The organism is Sphingomonas sp. AC435 (assembly GCF_979253005.1).
Genome location: NZ_CEEDCJ010000008.1, coordinates 21,510 through 37,973 on the forward strand (window position 1 = coordinate 21,510; position 16,464 = coordinate 37,973).

General features: G+C 67.3%; 16 protein-coding genes. 9 read left to right on the plus strand and 7 right to left on the minus strand.

Going from position 1 to position 16,464, the window contains the following annotated elements; translation table 11 throughout:
- Window positions 1-12: 12 nt before the first annotated feature.
- From AC0CH8_RS14515 to AC0CH8_RS14525, 3 genes are all read left to right on the plus strand, one after another.
- Window positions 13-417 carry a GFA family protein gene (locus AC0CH8_RS14515; RefSeq protein WP_465240520.1) on the plus strand — a complete coding sequence of 135 codons (405 nt, stop codon included), beginning with the start codon at window positions 13-15 and terminating at the stop codon, window positions 415-417.
- 72 nt (window positions 418-489) lie between these two features.
- On the plus strand, window positions 490-2,124 hold the full coding sequence (locus AC0CH8_RS14520; protein WP_465240521.1) for an inorganic phosphate transporter: 1,635 nt from the start codon (window positions 490-492) through the stop codon (window positions 2,122-2,124).
- Window positions 2,125-2,180: 56 nt separating this feature from the next.
- Window positions 2,181-3,443 carry an MFS transporter gene (locus tag AC0CH8_RS14525; RefSeq protein ID WP_465240522.1) on the plus strand — a complete coding sequence of 421 codons (1,263 nt, stop codon included), beginning with the start codon at window positions 2,181-2,183 and terminating at the stop codon, window positions 3,441-3,443.
- Here AC0CH8_RS14525 and AC0CH8_RS14530 read toward each other — a convergent pair.
- The 5 genes from AC0CH8_RS14530 to AC0CH8_RS14550 form a co-directional block, all read right to left on the minus strand.
- A complete protein-coding gene (locus AC0CH8_RS14530) occupies window positions 3,427-4,782 on the minus strand; it encodes a sensor histidine kinase (RefSeq protein WP_465240523.1) in 1,356 nt (451 codons plus the stop codon). The two genes, AC0CH8_RS14525 and AC0CH8_RS14530, sit on opposite strands and share 17 nt — an antisense overlap.
- On the minus strand, window positions 4,779-5,498 hold the full coding sequence (locus tag AC0CH8_RS14535; RefSeq protein WP_204196095.1) for a response regulator: 720 nt from the start codon (window positions 5,496-5,498) through the stop codon (window positions 4,779-4,781). The genes AC0CH8_RS14530 and AC0CH8_RS14535 overlap by 4 nt, the downstream gene beginning before the upstream one ends.
- 44 nt (window positions 5,499-5,542) lie before the next feature.
- Window positions 5,543-6,043: a hypothetical protein gene (locus AC0CH8_RS14540; protein ID WP_465240524.1), complete on the minus strand. Its 501-nt coding sequence runs from the start codon at window positions 6,041-6,043 to the stop codon at window positions 5,543-5,545.
- 112 nt (window positions 6,044-6,155) lie between these two features.
- The gene (locus AC0CH8_RS14545; protein ID WP_465240525.1) at window positions 6,156-6,926 is read right to left on the minus strand and encodes a thioesterase family protein; all 771 of its coding nucleotides are present in this window, start codon (window positions 6,924-6,926) and stop codon (window positions 6,156-6,158) included.
- Entirely contained in the window at window positions 6,923-8,137 is a 1,215-nt protein-coding gene (locus AC0CH8_RS14550; protein WP_465240526.1) for an MFS transporter, read from the minus strand. Before AC0CH8_RS14550 ends, AC0CH8_RS14545 begins: the two co-directional genes overlap by 4 nt.
- Window positions 8,138-8,348: 211 nt before the next feature.
- Here AC0CH8_RS14550 and AC0CH8_RS14555 point away from each other — a divergent pair, with 211 nt between their 5' ends.
- Window positions 8,349-9,041 (plus strand): PEPxxWA-CTERM sorting domain-containing protein, encoded by a 693-nt coding sequence (locus tag AC0CH8_RS14555; RefSeq protein ID WP_465240527.1) that lies wholly within the window; start codon window positions 8,349-8,351, stop codon window positions 9,039-9,041.
- 38 nt (window positions 9,042-9,079) lie between these two features.
- Here the strand turns inward: AC0CH8_RS14555 and AC0CH8_RS14560 are convergent, their stop codons facing one another.
- On the minus strand, window positions 9,080-9,868 hold the full coding sequence (locus tag AC0CH8_RS14560) for a tryptophan 2,3-dioxygenase (RefSeq protein ID WP_465240528.1): 789 nt from the start codon (window positions 9,866-9,868) through the stop codon (window positions 9,080-9,082).
- Window positions 9,869-9,877: 9 nt separating this feature from the next.
- Window positions 9,878-11,119, minus strand: a complete 1,242-nt coding sequence (locus AC0CH8_RS14565) for a TetR/AcrR family transcriptional regulator (protein ID WP_465240529.1) — start codon at window positions 11,117-11,119, stop codon at window positions 9,878-9,880.
- Window positions 11,120-11,266: 147 nt separating this feature from the next.
- On the opposite strand from AC0CH8_RS14565, the gene AC0CH8_RS14570 reads away from it, so the two are divergent.
- From AC0CH8_RS14570 to AC0CH8_RS14590, 5 genes are all read left to right on the plus strand, one after another.
- Window positions 11,267-12,529: an acyl-CoA dehydrogenase family protein gene (locus AC0CH8_RS14570; protein WP_465240530.1), complete on the plus strand. Its 1,263-nt coding sequence runs from the start codon at window positions 11,267-11,269 to the stop codon at window positions 12,527-12,529.
- Window positions 12,530-12,733: 204 nt separating this feature from the next.
- Complete coding sequence (locus tag AC0CH8_RS14575; protein WP_465240531.1) at window positions 12,734-13,816, plus strand: Zn-dependent alcohol dehydrogenase; 1,083 nt, start codon at window positions 12,734-12,736, stop codon at window positions 13,814-13,816.
- Window positions 13,817-13,821: 5 nt separating this feature from the next.
- Window positions 13,822-14,880: a phosphotransferase family protein gene (locus tag AC0CH8_RS14580; RefSeq protein WP_465240635.1), complete on the plus strand. Its 1,059-nt coding sequence runs from the start codon at window positions 13,822-13,824 to the stop codon at window positions 14,878-14,880.
- Window positions 14,877-15,644 carry an SDR family NAD(P)-dependent oxidoreductase gene (locus AC0CH8_RS14585; protein WP_204193780.1) on the plus strand — a complete coding sequence of 256 codons (768 nt, stop codon included), beginning with the start codon at window positions 14,877-14,879 and terminating at the stop codon, window positions 15,642-15,644. The genes AC0CH8_RS14580 and AC0CH8_RS14585 overlap by 4 nt, the downstream gene beginning before the upstream one ends.
- Window positions 15,641-16,432, plus strand: coding sequence for an SDR family NAD(P)-dependent oxidoreductase (locus AC0CH8_RS14590; protein WP_465240532.1), 792 nt, complete (start codon window positions 15,641-15,643; stop codon window positions 16,430-16,432). The genes AC0CH8_RS14585 and AC0CH8_RS14590 overlap by 4 nt, the downstream gene beginning before the upstream one ends.
- The last annotated feature ends 32 nt before the right edge of the window (window positions 16,433-16,464 follow it).

Sequence of the window (16,464 nt, forward strand, 5' to 3'; positions counted from 1 at the left end):
GGAGACAAGGAGATGGACACGAGCACGACCAGCGGCCGCTGTCATTGCGGGGCGATCCGCTATGTCGCCAGCGGGGAGCCGGCGCATCACGCGCTGTGCCACTGCGAGGATTGCCGGCGAAGCGCGGGAGCACCGATGGTCGGCTGGATCGCGTGGCCGGAGGAGCAGGTGACGGTCACCGGAACGCCGATGGTCTATGCCTCTTCGGAGCATGGCCGCCGGTCGTTTTGCGGCACGTGCGGTAGCGGGCTGTTCTATCGCAACGCCGCGATGCTGCCGGGGATCGTCGACGTACAGTCGGCGACGCTGGACGATCCGGCCGCCTTCGCCCCCTCCGCCCACATCCAGACCGCGGAACGCCTCGAGTGGACCCGCCGGCTGGAGGCGTTGCCGGAGTTCGCGCACTATCCCGGCTAGGGACGATCGCCGCCCGACATTGATTTGTGTGTCATCAAAGTGTCACCCAAGTCGAGCAGGGATCGTTGCATCATGGCAAGCACCGTTCTGACGGGCGGCGAGTCCGTCTCGCACGCCCGTGGCCCCCGGCTCGACGACCGATTCCCGTTCGCCGGCAAGTGGCTGTTCGCCGCCTTGCTGGTCGGCGGGCTCGGCTATGCCGGGATCAGTATCCTCACGGACACGCAGCAGGTCGGCGAGCAGATCGCGGGCGGAGTGTTCCTCTTCCTCGGGCTGGCGCTGGTGATCGCGCTGGGGTTCGAGTTCGTGAACGGGTTCCACGACACCGCCAACGCCGTTGCGACCGTCATCTACACCAACGCGATGCCCGCGCATCTGGCGGTGGTATGGTCGGGCGCGTGGAATTTCCTCGGCGTCATGGCATCGTCGGGGGCGGTCGCCTATTCGATCGTGACGCTGTTGCCGGTCGATCTGGTGCTGAACCTCGGTTCGGCTGGCGGCTTCGCGATGATCTTCGCGTTGCTGCTGGCGGCGGTGCTGTGGAATCTGGCGACCTGGTATGTCGGGTTGCCGAATTCATCGAGCCACGCGTTGATCGGCTCGATCCTGGGCGTCGGCCTGTCATACCAGCTGCTGTCGGACGGCGGCGGATCGGGCGTCGACATGGCGCAGGTGACGAAGGTGCTGTCGGCGCTGCTCATCAGCCCGCTGATCGGCTTCGCGGGCGCGTTCGTGCTACTGCTGGTGATGAAGCGCCTGTTCCGCAAGCCGGAACTGTACCGGGAGCCGGCGGCCGATGCGCCGCCCCCGGTCGGCATCCGCGCGCTGCTGATCGGTACGTGCACGGCGGTCAGCTTCGCGCATGGCGGCAATGACGGGCAGAAGGGAATGGGCCTGATCATGCTGATCCTGATCGGCTGCGCCCCGACCGCCTATGCGCTCAACCGTACCGTGCCGGAAAGCGCGACGCCGGCGTTCGTGCAGGCGGCGACCTCCGCCTCCGCCGCCTATGCCGCGCACGGGCAGCCGCTGACGTCGGTGGAAGCGGCGCGTGCGCGCGTCACCGCGGCGCTGCGGACGAAGAAGGTGGCGGACACCGCCGTCTATGGTGGGCTGGCGACGTTGTCGGACGATGTGGCGGAGCGGATCGGCGGCTATGGCTCGCTGGGCAAGGTTCCCGCTGCGGCGGTGCCGAACCTGCGCAACGACATGTATCTGGTGCTGGACACGACCAAGCTGGTGACCGCCGACAAGGGCGCGCAGGCGACGTTTACGGACGCGCAGGTCAAGACGTTGAAGGCGTACAACACCGAGCTGGAGCGCGGCACGCGCTACATCCCGCTCTGGGTGAAGATCACCGTCGCGCTGGCGCTGGGGCTGGGGACGATGGTCGGCTGGCGGCGGATCGTCGTGACGGTCGGCGAGCGAATCGGCAAGACCCACCTGACCTACGGCATGGGCGCGTCGGCGGAGCTGATGGCGGCCTCCACGATCCTGCTGGCGGAGCGGTTCGGCATGCCGGTGTCGACGACGCACATCCTGTCGTCCGGCGTGGCGGGTGCCTCGGTGGCGAACGGTGCTGGCCTGCAGGGGCGCACGGTGCGCAACATGGCGCTGGCGTGGATCATGACGTTGCCGGTGGCGATGCTGCTGTCGGGCACGCTGTACTGGCTGTTGCTGAACCTGACCAAGGCGCTGGGCTACTGATCGTCGATGCTCGCATAGCGTTGGCGGCGTAGGTTGCCCGCGCTACGGTCGGACGCATGACACCCGCCTCCACCCGCCGCATCCTGCTCGCCAGCCTGACGGGCACGGCGGTCGAGTTCTACGATTTCTACATCTACGCGACGGCGGCGGCGTTGGTGTTCGGGCCGCTGTTCTTTCCGGAGACGAGCGGCGCGGCGCAGGCGATGCTGTCCTATGCCACATTCGGGCTGGCGTTCATCGCGCGCCCGGTCGGGGCGGTGGCGTTCGGCCATTTCGGCGACCGCGTCGGCCGCAAGTCGACGCTGGTCGCCAGCCTGTTGCTGATGGGCGGCAGTACCGTCGCGATCGCGTTCCTGCCGACCTATGCGCAGGCGGGCTGGATCGCGCCGCTGCTGCTGTGCATCGCGCGGCTGGGGCAGGGGCTGGGTCTGGGCGGCGAATGGGGCGGGGCGGCGTTGCTCGCCGTGGAGAATGCGCCGCCGCACCGGCGATATACTTGGGGCATGTTCCCGCCGCTGGGGGCGCCCGTGGGGTTCATCGCCGCGAACGGTTTCTTCCTGGTGCTCGGCGTATTCCTGACCGATCAGCAGTTCCGCGAATGGGGCTGGCGCGTGCCGTTTCTCGCGAGTTCGGTGCTGGTGGCGCTGGGTTTGTGGGTGCGGCTTCGCCTGACGGAGACGCCGGCGTTTCAGGAAGCGGCGGCGGCGGAGGCGCTGCCGAAGGTACCGATCGCGACGTTGCTGAGCGGGCATTTGCGCGCGACCGTCGCGGGCACGGCGGCGGTGGTCGCATGCTTCGCGATCTTCTATCTCGCGACGGCCTTCGCGCTCGGATACGGAACGCGCACCCTCGGCTACTCGCGACAGGTGTTTCTGGGCGTCGAACTGGCCGCGATCCTGTTTCTCGCCGCCGGGGTGATCGTTGCCAGCGTCATGGCCGACCGTCGCCGGCCGGAACGCGTGCTGGCTTTGGGTTTCGCGGGCTGCGTACTCGTTGGGCTGGCGATGGGGCCGATGCTGGGGGCGGGATCGCTGGTGGTGATCTTCCTGTGGCTGGCGCTGGCGCTGTTCGTGATGGGCTTCGCCTATGGGCCGCTCGGCGGATGGCTGCCGGGACTGTTTCCGGCGGGCGTGCGCTACACGGGCGTGTCGATGACGTTCAATCTGGGCGGCATCATCGGTGGGGCGAGCGCGCCGATCGCGGCGGAATGGCTGGTCGCGCGGGGCGGGCTGGGGCTGGTCGGTATGTACCTCGTCGCGGCGGGCGTGCTGAGCCTTGGTGGGCTGGCGCTGCTGAGAGGACTCAAGCCGGCAGGGTGATCGTCGCGGCGAGGCCGCCTTCGGGGCGGTTCGTGAGAACGATGTCGCCACCCGCCTCGCGGACGATCGCGCGGGCGAGGGCCAGGCCGAGGCCGATGCCGCCCGTCTCCCGATTACGGGATGTCTCCAGCCGGGTGAACGGGTCGAAGACATGCTCCAGCCGGTCGGCGGGGATGCCGGGGCCGCTGTCCGCGACGACGATCGCGACAGCCGCGGGCAGCTGGTCGATCCGGACGACGGCGGTGCGTCCGTATTTCACCGCATTCTCGATCAGATTGCGAACGGCGCGGCGCATGAGCGAGGGGCGGAGCCGCATCTTCAATCGTTCGGCCTCGACGAATTCCACGTCGTCGCCAAGGTCGCGAAAGTCCTCCACGACTGCGTCCACGAGCGCGGACAGATCGACCTCGGTCGGCGGTTCGCTGGGACGGCCGAGTCGGGCAAGCGACAGGATGTCGTCCAGCGTCCGGTTCATCTCGGCGATCGTGTCGGCCATCTTGTTGCGGTCGGCATCGTCATCGACGGACTCGATGCGGACGCGCAGGGCGGCGAGCGGCGTACGCAGATCGTGACCGATCGCACCCAGCATGCGGTCCTTCTCGTCGAGCATCGCGGTGACGCGATAGCGGAGATCATTGAATGCGGTCACCAGCGCCGCGACGTCCTGTGGGCCGCGGACGGGCACCGGATCGGCCACGTCGCCCGGCCCGAACTGCTCCGCCGCCAGCGTCAGGTCGCGCAAGGGGCGGGCGATGCGGCGAATGGCGAGCAGGACCGGAATCAGGACGACGACGAACAGGATGGCGGTCTGGCCGACGAGCCGCCAGATCAGGTCGCTGTCGGTGTGGCCCCACGGCATGCGCTGGATCAGCCAGCGACCATCGAGGCGCTGAACGGCGATGACGAGTTCGTCGGCGTCGCGCAGGATGCGCTCGACCCGCTGCGGCGGCATGCGGCGAAGCATCGGATCGTTGCGGCGCAAGGGGCGGAGCGCGGTGTCGATCCGTTCGACGCGCAGACCGGCATCGTTCAACGCACCCCGCAGTGCGCGGGCCACCTCCGGCTCCGCCATGATTCCGCGCCTGATCGGGCTGACGGCCATCAGCCGGACGCGGCCGCGGTCGGCCGTGATCGGTTTGCCCGCCGCGAGCCGCTCGCTGGCATCGATGAAGCGCGTGGCGGCGGGGCCGGTGATCTGTTCGAGCGCGAACTGACGCCGCTCGCGCAGGAGCAGCGTGAAGTTGATCGCCTGCGCCACGAACAAGGCTAGCACGATCAGCAGGCCGAGTTGCGTGGCGAGACGGCGCGGCCAGAGGCGGGTGAGCACCCCCATCCTCATAGCCGCGTTACCTCGGCCGCAAGGGTGTAGCCGCCGCCCCACACGGTCTTGATGATGTCGGGGTTCTTGGCGTCCACCTCGATCTTCTTGCGGAGGCGGCTCACCTGATTGTCGATCGCGCGGTCGAAGGCGGCGGCTTCGCGACCCTGCGTCAGGTCGAGCAACTGGTCGCGGGTCAGCACCTGACGCGGCCGCGTGACCAGCGCGAGCAACAGGTTGAACTCGCCGGTGGACAGCGGCACCGACACGCCCTCGCGATCGACGAGCGCGCGTTCGCCCGATTTCAGGACCCAGCCGGCAAAGGCGTAGGAGCCGCTTTCCGGCGCGTGGTGCCGGGTCGCGCCCGCCTGTGTCCGACGCAGCACGACCTTGACCCGAGTCGCCAGCTCGCGCGGGGAGAAGGGCTTCACGACATAATCGTCCGCGCCCATCTCCAGCCCGACGATGCGATCTGTTTCTTCCGCCTTGGCGGTTAGTAGGATGACGGGTACGTCGCTGGTCGCGGCGATGTGGCGACAGAGCGACAGCCCGTCCTCCCCCGGCATCATAATGTCGATGATCGCGAGGTCGATCGCATAGGCGGTCAGCCGAGTTCGAGCGGCCTCCGCGTCGCCGGCCTGCGTGACGCGGAAGCCCTGCTTGGTCAGGTACACCGCCAGCGGTTCGCGGATCGAGCGCTCGTCGTCGACGAGCAGCAAATGCGGCTGATCTCCCATGATGTCGGGCTGTAGCATGGCCGTAGCCTCCGGAAAGCCTGTGCCTATTCGTCGGCAGGCGGCTGCGGGCGATCACCGCCGCGCATTGCGGAACGGGCAGCGGTCATTTCGGCGCGAGAGACGGTGCCGTCGTGATCCGCGTCGAGCCGGTCGAAACGCTGGGCAGCGCGGTCGCGGAAAGCGGCTTGGGTCATGTCGCCGCCGCCCATGTAGCCGCCGCCGCGGGGACTGCCATCGCGAGGGCCGCCATCCCGAGGACCATCACCGCGGGGCGGGCGGGGCGTGTCGCCGCCGGTGCGGGCAGCACGCATCGCGGCCATGCCGGCGCGGCGTTCCTCTCCAGTGAGCTTGCCGTTGTGGTCGGTGTCCATCGCCGCAAACTGCGCATCGGCCTGCGCCAGTGCTTCGTCGCGAGTGACGATGCCGTCGCTATTCGCATCCGCCTGCATCATCGCGCGGGCAGGCGGTGGCGGCGGAGCCGGCGGCATCGAGTCGGCAGAGGTCTGCGCCAGCAGCGCGGCGAGGATCAGGGTGAAGGGTTCCATGAAGCGGCTCCGGTCGACGGGGCGGGCTGCCCGTCCGTCGTCACCGTATCGCGGATCCGTGTCGCGGGCATATGTCCACTACGCAGTGTGAGTGTCGCAAGATGTCGCAGCGTCAGCCGAAGATCGCGACGCTCTGCATCTGTTCGGCGATGGGCTGTCCCGCGGCGTTCCAGATCGCCATCGCCTGACTGGAATTGCCCGCCGCGGCATGATCCGTCCGCGCCCGCAACAGCCACCACCCATCGGTCGTGGCGGGAACGGGATCGAGGAGGTTGAGCAGCCACGTCATCGAACTCACCGGGGCTGGCCCGCCGAGCAGCTTCAACGCCGCAGGGGGCAGCGCATCGGCGACGGCGAGCAACTCGATCGTGGGATCGAGCCCGGTTCGATCGGCAAGGCGAATCCAGCGCAGCCACTCTGCGGGGCCTGCTTCCACAGGCGGGTCGAACATCTCGAACTGCTGCGTGAACGGGATCGCCGGAATGCCGCGAAGCAGCGCCGCATCCGCGGGAGGTGGCGGGCACGGTGCCGCTCCGCGACGATGATCAACGCGGGATTCGATCGGCCGCATGAACACGAATGTCGCACGCAGGCCGAGCCCTGCGTCGGCGGTGACGTCGGCCTGTACGAAGGTAGCATTGCGTCCGCGTCGAAGCAGCGTGGCCGCGACCGTGACGTCGCCCGCCAACGGGCTGACGAACGCCACCTGCGTGGAGCGAAGCGGGGGCATGTCGGGAGCGCATCGCTGCGCGACATGGAGTGCGAGCGCGCTCGATAGTCCGCCATACGCCGTGCGCCCTTGCAGCCACGCATCCGGGATCGTGGCGCGCCAACCGTCCGCTGTCGGCGTCATGGCGGCGATGATATCGGCGAGGCTGTTCATACGGCGGCTTCCCTGGGCAGCCGGCGGGCGGCGACCAGTACGATCAGGCCCGATCCGGCAATCAGTGCAGCGGAGACGAGGAACGCCGCGCCGTCGAACCCCGCCAAGGCGCCGGTCGCGAGCGCCTGTGCCGCGATCAACGGGCCGATGATCTCCGCCACGCTGGTGATGCTCGACAACCCACCTTGCAATGCGCCCTGCCGGTCTGGACCGACCATGCGGCTGACGAGACCGGACAGGGCGGGGTAGGCGAACGCTCCGAACGCGCCGACGAGGAAGAATGCGTAGACCTGCCACCCCGCGGTGGCGAAGGCGAGCGCCAGCATGGCGGCAGCGGAGCAGGCCATCGCGATCGCCGCCGCACCAAGTTCGCCGAAGCGCTTCACGGCCGGTCCGGTCATCGTCGCCTGCACCAATACCGTCAGCAGCCCGACCCAGGCGAGCGACCAGCCGATCGCTCCGGGGCTCCAGCCGAAGCGGATCGCCGCCCAGAACGACCAGGTCGCAGGATAGACCATGCTGCCAAGCTGCCACAGGAACCATGCGATCAGGATCGGAGTGGCGTTGCCCGCCGCGAAAAGGGGGCGGAATGCGCCCACGACGTTGGCGTCGCGCAGGTGGAAAGGGCGGCGGTTCTCGGGAGCGAGCGTTTCCGGCAGAAACGCGATCATCGCTGCGGCGTTGGCGAAGGCGAGCATCGCGGCGAGCAGGAACGGGGCGCGCGGACCGAACCCGGCGACGAGGCCGCCGAGCGCCGGGCCGATCATGAAGCCGATCCCGAACGCCGCGCCGAGTAGGCCGAACGAGGCCGCGCGCTTGTCCTCCGGCGTGACGTCGGCGATCACCGCGCCCGCGGGACCGTAGGTTGCGCCCGCTATGCCGGCGACGATGCGGCCGACAAGCAGCCAGCCGAGCGACGGCGCAACCGCCATCAGCAGATAGTCGAGCCCGAACGCCAGCATCGACAGCACCAAAACCGGCCTGCGCCCGAATCGGTCACCGAGTTGCCCGAGCACGGGGCCGGCGAAGAACTGTGCGACGGCGAAGGCCGCGAGCAGCCAGCCGCCGATCCGTGTCGCCTCCGCCAGCCCGACATGGCCGAGTTCGGTTACGAGAGCGGGCAGGACCGGCATGACGATGCCGAAGCCGATTACGTCGATCACCGCCGCAGCAAGCACGATCGGAACGGCGCGGTGGCTGAATTGCGGCATGGACGATGCTTAACCGCCGACATCGCGTCGGAACAGGTCGCCCGATAAAAAGCGGACGAAGGGCCGGACCTTCGAAATACCCTTAACGTCCCAATGGGATACGGTCGTTTATTCACCATCTTCATCGCTATCCGGCCGCCGTCGAACCGGTCTAGCGACAGTGTCAGGGCGGAGTTTACCGCACCAACGAACGGTTCAAGGGGGATTTGACATGATGAAGCGTGGAGCAATTCTGGCGGCGATGACGCTGGCGACCGTGGCGGCTCCTGCCCTGGCGGGAACGGTCACGGTCGGCAATTACGACAGCGGCAATTGCTATCCCGTCAGCTGCTTCGCTGGCGAAAGCTATGGCGGCGGCGGCTCGCTGTATCAGCAGGTCTATACGGCATCGGCATTCACGTCGCCGACGACGATCGGCTCCGTCAGTTTCTTCAAGTCGTCAGGTGGCCTGATGGACAGCGCGACCTATGACATCGCCTTCTATCTTTCGCCGAACGCGCCGCGATCGCTGTCGACAAACGCCGCCAGCAATCGCGGCGCGCTGTTGTCGAATTTCGGCAGCTTCTCGGTTTCCGGCGCGATGCCGGACACGCTGACCTTCGACGGCAGTCGCTTCACGTACGATCCCTCGCTCGGCAATCTGCTGATGCAGGTGTCGGTCACCGGCCTGACGACCTCCGTCAGCTACTCGTCGTTCTTCCAGGCGGACGGTTCCAGGCTCCAGACCGAGCGGCTGTACCAATACGCCAACGGCGAAACCTACACGGGCGGCAATGCGCTCGTCACCAGCTTCGGTGCCGGCGCCGTGCCGGAGCCAGCGACCTGGGCGATGATGATCGGCGGCTTCGGCATGGTCGGTGGTGCGATGCGCCGCCGCAAGACCGTCGGCGTGCGGTTCGCCTGATCCCGAGCGGCCATCGGCGAACTGCCGATGGCCGTCGGTTACAGCGCCGTCCGGACGGTCAGCAGTTCCGGGAAGAAGGGCGTTTCCAGAACCTTGGCGAGATAAGCGACGCCGGCGGTGCCGCCGGTGCCGGTCTTGAAGCCGATGACGCGTTCGACGGTCTTCAAATGGCCGAAGCGCCAGAGCTGGACGCGGTAGTCAAGATCGACGAGCTTTTCGGCGAGCTCGTACAGGTCCCAGTGTCGCGCCGTATCCGCGTATACGGCGGCCCACGCACGTTCGACGTCGGGATGCGGCGTATAGGGGTTCGTCCAGTCGCGTTCGCAATGGTCTTCGGCGATTGCGAACCCACGGCGGGCGAGTAGCCGGATCGCCTCGTCATACAGGCTGGGGGCGGCGAGGTCGGCAGCAAGCACCGCGTGGACGGCGGGTTCGGCCGCGTGTGGCCCGAGCATCCCGGCATTCTTGTTGCCGAGCAGAAATTCGATGCGGCGGTACTGGTCCGACTGGAAGCCGGAACTCGTGCCGAGCTTGCCGCGCATCATCGCGTAATCGGCGGGCGTCATCGTCGCCAGCACCTCCCACGACTGGATGAGCTGCGCCATGATCCGGCCGACCCGCGCCATCATCTTGAACGCCGGGCTGAGTTCGTCGCGCGCAATGTGGTCGCGCGCGGCGTGCAGTTCGTGCAGGCACAGCTTCAGCCACAGTTCCGACGCCTGATGGATCGTGATGAACAGCAGTTCGTCATGCGCGTCCGACAAGGGCAACTGGCAGTCGAGCAGGTCGGGCAGGCGCAGATAGCTGCGATAGGTGATGCGGGTCATGACCCGACGCTATCGCGCGAGACGATCGTCGAACAGTCCGAACAACAGGGTCGATGCGTAGAGCGCGATCGCGGTCGGGCGCGGCATCGTGGTCGCCCATTTGCGCATGTCGAACGCCGCGTTCTGGAGCGCCATCAGCGCCTGCGCCGCCACCAGTGCGTCGACCGGGCGGCAGGATCCTTCCGCGATGCCGTCCATGATGATGCCCGCGAAACGGCGTGCGATCCGATCCGACCGATCGACCATCGCGCGCCGCTCCCCCGGCGGCAGGCCGCTGAGCGCTGTCGTGCGCAGCAACGGTGCGCGTTGCGAGAACTGCACGTCGAGCAACGTCGCGATCGTGCTCGACAGGCGGTGCCAGTGGGTACCCCCGACCGCGTCCGCCTGCGCCTGCGCGGCGGCTATCGTGTCGAAGCTGCGGCGATAGCAGGCGACGACCAGCTCATCCTTGGCATCGAGATGGTGGTAGAAGCTGCCCTTGGTGACGTTCAGTTCCGACGCGATCCGCTGGACCGACGCGCCGCGATAGCCGAGTTCGTTGATCAGCCGCGTCGCCGCCAGCAGGAACGCGGCGCGGCCGGGTTCGCGCTCGTCATGGTCGAGGTCGAGGATTTCAGGGTGCCAGTCCGCATCCTTGCCGGCGATACCGTGCGCGAACACGTCCATCAGCCGCGCCTCGATCCGGCCATACTGGTCGAGATCGTAGCGTTGCAGCCAGAGCGACAGCCAGAAGGTGTTTTCAAGCAGGACGTGCGCGCGTGCGCCCGCGAGGTCCTTGTGTACCCGGTCCTTCGGTTCGCCCCACAGCGCTCGCGTCTCGCGAAACACCCGCTGCCATCCCGCGAGCAGGCGCGACTTGATCGGATCCTCGGTGGCGCGCAGGTCCGACAGGACCGCAAACGCGGTTTCCTCGCCGCGCTGGATCGCGGCGAGGCGCGCCATGTTCAGGGACAGGAAGCGGGCGACGCGCGCCTGCGGCGTTGCCTCTTGCATCGCGTCCGCCAACATCTCCGACAGACGTTCGAGCGTGTTCTCGAATGCGGCGGCGGCAAGGTCTTCCTTGCGCTTGAAGTAATAGGTGACGCTGGTGGTGTTCAGACCGACGCGGCGGGCGACATCCGCGAAGGTCATGCCTTTTGCGGATTGCTCGTTGATCGCATCGGCGGCGGCGGCGAGGATCGCGTCGCGCTTGGCGCGGAACCGACGAGTTCCTGCCTCCACCTCGTCGTTCGGCTGTTCGCTGGCCCCCATCGCATCGCTTCTATCAGCATCGTTTGGAAGAAACAGTCCCTTTCGTGATGATCCATGTACGAGAGGAAATGCTTGGCCGCGACCGCTTTACCGAAGATGCGGTATGGCCTAAGTCGAAGCGCAACACGACCTTAGGAGAGGCATGCGATGGACTTCACGCTAACCGAGCGCGAGACCTGGTTCCGGGATCGGGTGAAGGCGTTCATCGACGCCGAGATCCGCCCCCGCCACGCCGAATATCAGCAGCAAGCCCATGAGGGTGAGCGCTGGAAAGTGCTGCCGGTGATCGAGGAGGTCAAGGCGAAGGCGAAGGCGGCGGGGTTGTGGAATTTCTTCATGCCACCGCGTTCCGGGCGGGCGCATGTCGATGACAGCTTCGACTTCCAGGGCACGCAGCTGTCGAACCTGGAGTATGCCCTGTGTGCCGAGGAGATGGGCAAGATCGGCTGGGCCAGCGAGTGCTTCAACTGCTCCGCGCCGGACACGGGCAATATGGAGGTGTTCGAGCGGTACGGCACGGCCGATCAGAAGGATCGCTGGCTCCGGCCGCTGATGAACGGCGAGATCCGCTCCGCCTTCCTGATGACGGAGCCGCAGGTCGCATCGTCCGACGCGACGAACATCCAGACGGCGATGGTGCGCGACGGCGACCATTATGTCGTGAACGGGCGCAAATGGTGGTCGTCCGGCGTGGGCGACCCGCGCTGCAAGGTCGCGATCCTGATGGGCAAGACCAGCTTCGAAGGGTCGCGCCACCAGCAGCAATCGATGCTGATCCTCGACATGGACACGCCGGGCGTGTCCATCGAGCGGATGCTGTCGGTCTATGGCTATGACCACGCACCGCACGGGCATGGCGAGGTGTCGCTGGTCGATGTGCGCGTGCCGGTGGAGAACGTGCTGCTGGGCGAGGGGCGCGGCTTCGAGATCGCACAGGGGCGGCTGGGGCCGGGACGCATCCATCACTGCATGCGGACGATCGGCGTCGCCGAAACCGCGATCGAAGCCATGGCGAAGCGGCTGCTGAGCCGCGTCGCGTTCGGCAAGCGCATCGCCGACCACTCGGTGTGGGAGCAGCGGATCGCCAAGGCGCGGATCGATATCGAGATGACGCGCCTGCTATGCCTGAAGGCGGCCGACATGATGGACAAGGCGGGCAACAAGGCGGCGCAACTGGAGATCGCGATGATCAAGGTCGCGGCGCCGACGATGGCGTTGCAGATCCTGGACGATGCGATCCAGGCGCACGGCGGCGGCGGCGTCAGCGGCGATTTCGATCTTGCGCACGACTGGGCCGCGATGCGGACGCTGCGCTTTGCGGATGGGCCGGACGAAGTCCACAACCGGTCGATCGCCCGCGCTGAGTTCGGGAAGCATGCCGACTGGAAGGCCGAGGTTGCGCCGCGGTGAGGTTGGCGGCGCGAGGTATCTGCTCGGCCAGAAACCGTGACATCAAGCCGCTTCGATCCGCTAGCCGTCACCCCAGCGAAAGCTGGGGTCTCCTTGAGGAGCGGTCAGCCTTCCCCGCAAGAAGACCCCAGCTTTCGCTGGGGTGACGGATCGGCGGATGATGGATCTGCATGACACACGTCCAGTGAACCGGAGTAACACAGCATGAAAGCCGCGGTCCTGTTCGAGGCGAAGACGCCGCTGGTCATCGAGGACGTCACGGTCGCGAAGCCGCTTGCGCACGAGGTGCTGATCCGCACGCATGCGGTGGGCGTATGTCGATCCGATCTGCACTTCGTCGATGGCCTCTACCCGCATCGCTTCCCCACCATTCCGGGGCACGAGGCTGCGGGCGTGGTCGAGGCGGTGGGGGACGAGGTACGATCGGTGAGGGTCGGCGACCACGTCGTCACCTGCCTGTCCGCCTTCTGTGGCCAGTGCGAGTTTTGCGTCACGGGCCGCCTGTCGCTGTGCATCGACGCGTCCGTGAAGCGGCCGAAAGGTGCGGAGGCCCGGCTGATGCTGGGCGATCGGCCGATCGCGCAGATGCTGAACCTGTCGGCTTATGCCGAACAGATGCTGGTGCACGAACATGCCTGTGTCGCGATCGATCGCGATATGCCGCTGGACCGCGCGGCGTTGCTGGGGTGTGCAGTGACGACGGGGGCAGGGGCGGTATTCAATTGCGCAGACGTGACGCCGGGAGAGACGGTGTGCGTGGTCGGATGCGGCGGGATCGGGCTGGCGGCGGTCAATGCGGCGCGGATCGCGGGCGCTGGCAAGATCATCGCGCTCGACCCGGTTGCGGAGAAGCGGTCGCTCGCGGAGAGACTGGGGGCGACGCATACGCTGGACGCGCTGTCGGCAACAGTGGCGGACGAGGTGGTGGAGATCAGCCGCGGCGGCGTCCACCACGCGATCGAGGCGGTCGGGCGACCGCAATCGGCGGCGACGGCGGTCAAGGTCCTGCGGCGCGGAGGAACGGCCACCGTGCTGGGCATGTTGCCGCCGGAGGAGAGCGTGGGCCTGTCGGCGATAGACTTGTTGTCGGGCAAGCGGTTGCAGGGCGGGTTCATGGGCGGCAACCGGTTCCCGGTGGACATTCCGCGACTGGTGGATTTCTACCTGCGCGGGCTGCTCGATCTGGACTCGATCATCGCCGAGCGGTTGCCGCTGGAGCGGATCAACGACGCGTTCGACGAACTGCGGCGGGGTGAAGCGACGCGCAGCGTGGTGGTGTTCGCGTGACCGGGATGGAGGGAACGGTCGACGTCGCGGCGAAGGATCGGATCGATCTCGACCGGCTGGCGGATTGGATGACGGCCAATGTCGAAGGTTTTACCGGGCCGTTGAGCTATGCGAAGTTCGCCGGGGGACAGTCGAACCCGACCTATCGCCTCGACACCCCGCATCGCGCCTATGTGTTGCGGCGTAAGCCGTTTGGGCCGATCCTGCCGTCGGCTCATGCCGTCGAGCGGGAGTACCGGGTGATCGCCGGTCTGCACCCCACCGGCTTTCCCGTGCCGAAGCCGCATGGCCTGTGTGAGGACTCGACGGTCATCGGCTCCGCTTTCTACGTGATGGAGATGGTGGAGGGGCGGACAATCTGGGACGGTGCGATGCCGCTCCTGTCTCCCTCCGAGCGCTGCGCGCATTACGATGCGATGGTCGACACGCTGGCGGCTCTGCATGCGACCGACTTCGCGGCGGCGGGGCTCGGCGACTATGGCAAGCCGGGCAATTATTTTGAGCGGCAGGTCGCGCGCTGGACCAAGCAGTATCGTGCTGCCGAGACCGAGCACATGCCAAGCGTCGAGAAGCTGATCGAGTGGCTGCCGCAGACGCTGCCGGAGCAGACGCGAACCTCCATCGTCCACGGCGATTACCGCGTCGACAACATGATTTTCGCAGACCAACAGCCGCTCGTTATCTCGGTGCTGGATTGGGAGTTGTCGACGCTGGGCGATCCGCTGGCGGACTTCTCGTACTTCCTGATGAATTGGGTGACGGAGCCGGAGGGGCGTTCGGGCGTCAAGGGACTTGCCGGCGCGGAGACTGGTATCCCGACGATCGAGGAGGTGGTGGCCCGCTATTGCGCCGCCACCGGCCGTGACGGGGTGCCGCAACTCGACTGGTATTTCGCCTACAACCTCTTCCGGCTGACCGGCATCGTTCAGGGCATCAAGCGGCGGATCATCGACGGCAACGCGTCGAGCGCGAAGGCGGAGGAGACGGCGGCGCGCGTCTACGGGCTGGCGGATGCGGCGTGGGGCTTTGCCGAGAACGCCATGGGACAGGGAGTAAGGGCATGAGCGCGTTGTTCGACATGGCCGGGCGGGTGGCGATCGTCACCGGCTCGTCGCGGGGGATCGGCAAGGCCGCCGCGCTGGAACTGGTACGGGCCGGCGCGTGCGTCGTGATCTCCAGCCGCAAGCAGGACGCGTGCGACGCCGTGGTCGCCGAAATCGAGGCCGAACATGGCCCCGGTCGCGCCATCGCCGTCGCGGCAAGCATCGCGGACAAGGCGGGATTGCAGGCGCTGGTCGATGCGACGATCGCCGCGTTCGGGCAGGTCGACGTGCTGGTCTGCAACGCGGCGTCCAACCCCTATTACGGGCCGCAGGAGGGGATCAGCGACGAGCAGTTCCGCAAGGTGCTCGACAACAACATCGTCTCCAACCACTGGCTGATCCAGATGGTCGCCCCGGCGATGCGGGCGCGGGGCGAGGGATCGATCGTCATCGTGTCGTCGATCGGTGGGCTGAAAGGATCGGCGACGATCGGAGCCTATTGCATCAGCAAGGCGGCGGACATGCAGCTTGCGCGCAATCTGGCGCTGGAATTCGGGCCGGACGGCGTGCGCGTCAACTGCGTCGCACCGGGGCTGGTGAAGACCGACTTCGCGCGGGCGTTGTGGGAGGACCCGGCGCGGCTGAAGGCGGTGAACGACACGGTACCGCTGCGCCGGATCGGCGAGCCGGAGGATATCGCCGGCGCGATCGTTTACCTCGCCGGGCCGGCTAGCCGGTTCATGACCGGTCAGACGATCGTAGTCGACGGCGGAGCGGTGGCATGATGCGGTTCGAGGGCAAGTCGGTGATCGTCACGGGTGGCGGATCGGGCATCGGCCGCGCCGCTGCGATCGCCTTTGCCGAAGAGGGGGCAAGCGTGATCGTCGCGGACCGGACGGAGGGGGCGGACGAGACCGCGGCGATGATCGGCGGGGCGGCGCGTGCGGTCCGTATGGATGCTGGGTCGGAAGAAGACGTGATCCGCACGGTCGCGCTGGCGTGCGAAACGCATGGTGGCCTGGACGTGATGTTCGCCAATGCAGGCATTTCCGGCGGGATGGCGAACATCTTCGATACCAGTGCGGAGCTGATCGCGGAGGTGCTGCGTGTGAACCTGATCGGGCCGTTCCTGGCGATCAAGCATGCCGCACCGCGCATCGTCGAGCGGGGCGGCGGGGCGATCGTGCTGACCGCCAGCGTCGCCGGCCTGCGTTCCGGCGCGGGATCGCCGGCCTATTCCGCGTCGAAAGCGGGGGTCATCAATCTGGCGCAGGTGGCGGCGCAGCAGTTGTCGGGATCGAACGTGCGCGTCAACGCGATCTGCCCGGGTCTGACCGAAACCGGCATGACCAAGCCAGTGTTCGATTTTGCGCGCGATGCCGGCAAGATCGAACGGGTCGGTCGCCTCAACCCGCTGCATCGCGGCGCGCAGCCGGAAGAGCTGGCGCGGGCGGCGCTGTTTCTGGCGTCCGACGAGGCCAGCTACGTCAACGGGCAGGCGCTGGCGGTGGATGGCGGCCTGTCGTCCAGCCACCCCGTCACGCGACAAGATTATGGAAAGACAGCCGCTTAGGGTTACCCGACTTTAACCGAATCGCGATTAGC

Bases quoted from the DNA above. Each gene is read 5' to 3' on its own strand.
- AC0CH8_RS14515 (WP_465240520.1), top strand. From the start codon at position 13: ATGGACACGAGCACGACCAGCGGCCGCTGTCATTGCGGGGCGATCCGC.
- AC0CH8_RS14520 (WP_465240521.1), top strand. From the start codon at position 490: ATGGCAAGCACCGTTCTGACGGGCGGCGAGTCCGTCTCGCACGCCCGT.
- AC0CH8_RS14525 (WP_465240522.1), top strand. From the start codon at position 2,181: ATGACACCCGCCTCCACCCGCCGCATCCTGCTCGCCAGCCTGACGGGC.
- AC0CH8_RS14530 (WP_465240523.1), bottom strand. From the start codon at position 4,782: ATGAGGATGGGGGTGCTCACCCGCCTCTGGCCGCGCCGTCTCGCCACG.
- AC0CH8_RS14535 (WP_204196095.1), bottom strand. From the start codon at position 5,498: ATGGGAGATCAGCCGCATTTGCTGCTCGTCGACGACGAGCGCTCGATC.
- AC0CH8_RS14540 (WP_465240524.1), bottom strand. From the start codon at position 6,043: ATGGAACCCTTCACCCTGATCCTCGCCGCGCTGCTGGCGCAGACCTCT.
- AC0CH8_RS14545 (WP_465240525.1), bottom strand. From the start codon at position 6,926: ATGAACAGCCTCGCCGATATCATCGCCGCCATGACGCCGACAGCGGAC.
- AC0CH8_RS14550 (WP_465240526.1), bottom strand. From the start codon at position 8,137: ATGCCGCAATTCAGCCACCGCGCCGTTCCGATCGTGCTTGCTGCGGCG.
- AC0CH8_RS14555 (WP_465240527.1), top strand. From the start codon at position 8,349: ATGATGAAGCGTGGAGCAATTCTGGCGGCGATGACGCTGGCGACCGTG.
- AC0CH8_RS14560 (WP_465240528.1), bottom strand. From the start codon at position 9,868: ATGACCCGCATCACCTATCGCAGCTATCTGCGCCTGCCCGACCTGCTC.
- AC0CH8_RS14565 (WP_465240529.1), bottom strand. From the start codon at position 11,119: ATGGGGGCCAGCGAACAGCCGAACGACGAGGTGGAGGCAGGAACTCGT.
- AC0CH8_RS14570 (WP_465240530.1), top strand. From the start codon at position 11,267: ATGGACTTCACGCTAACCGAGCGCGAGACCTGGTTCCGGGATCGGGTG.
- AC0CH8_RS14575 (WP_465240531.1), top strand. From the start codon at position 12,734: ATGAAAGCCGCGGTCCTGTTCGAGGCGAAGACGCCGCTGGTCATCGAG.
- AC0CH8_RS14580 (WP_465240635.1), top strand. From the start codon at position 13,822: ATGGAGGGAACGGTCGACGTCGCGGCGAAGGATCGGATCGATCTCGAC.
- AC0CH8_RS14585 (WP_204193780.1), top strand. From the start codon at position 14,877: ATGAGCGCGTTGTTCGACATGGCCGGGCGGGTGGCGATCGTCACCGGC.
- AC0CH8_RS14590 (WP_465240532.1), top strand. From the start codon at position 15,641: ATGATGCGGTTCGAGGGCAAGTCGGTGATCGTCACGGGTGGCGGATCG.